At 48.3% G+C, this 826-nt stretch carries 1 protein-coding gene; it reads left to right on the forward strand.

Annotation, left to right across the window (positions count from 1 at the left end; genetic code table 11):
* A partial coding sequence (locus tag A3739_RS01320; protein ID WP_197471937.1) for an efflux RND transporter permease subunit occupies positions 1–826 on the forward strand: 826 nt, incomplete at both ends.

The raw sequence follows: 826 nt of genomic DNA on the forward strand, positions 1-826 counted from the left end.
TTCCTGCTCATCGCAGGTATCGCCTCTTACAACTCAATACCTAAAGAGTCTGAGCCAGATATCCCTATTCCATGGATCTACGTATCCATGACCTATGAAGGCATTTCTCCCGAAGATGCAGAGCGATTGCTCGTGCGTCCGATGGAGAAAGAGCTCAAATCAATAGAGGGCGTAAAAGAAATGACCTCTATCGCTGGCGAAGGACACGCTTCTGTCACGCTAGAGTTCGATGCTGGATTTGATGGCGATGCAGCACTAGATGATGTGCGAGAAAAGGTCGATCGAGCTAAATCTAAGCTCCCCGAAGGTAGTGATGAGCCGACAGTAAACGAAATTAACGTCGCACTCTTCCCCGTCATGAGCATTAGTTTAGGGGGCGCGTTACCCGAACGAAACTTGCTTGCAATTGCCCGTGACTTGCGTGACGACATTGAAGCCTTAGGTGGTGTGTTAGAAGTCGATATCGCCGGTGAGCGCGAAGAATTGCTAGAAGTTATTGTCGACCCCCTCATTCTTGAAACTTACAGTATCGATTTTGAAAGCGTGCTGAACGTTGTTTCTCGAAATAATCGTCTTGTCGCGGCAGGCGCCATTGATAATGGTGCTGGACGCCAAGTAATGAAAGTCTCGGGCGTCATCGAAGATCTCGATGACATAATGTCGATGCCCATTAAAGTTGAAGCCGGCACCGTTGTGCCATTCCGCGATGTCGCAAGCATCAAAAGAACCTTCAAAGACCCTAACGGTTTCGCCAGAGTAAATGGTAAGCAAGCACTCACTCTTGAGGTTAAAAAACGCCTCGGCGCAAACATTATTGCTGTTACCG

The sequence above is a fragment of the Oleiphilus sp. HI0067 genome (assembly GCF_001635735.1).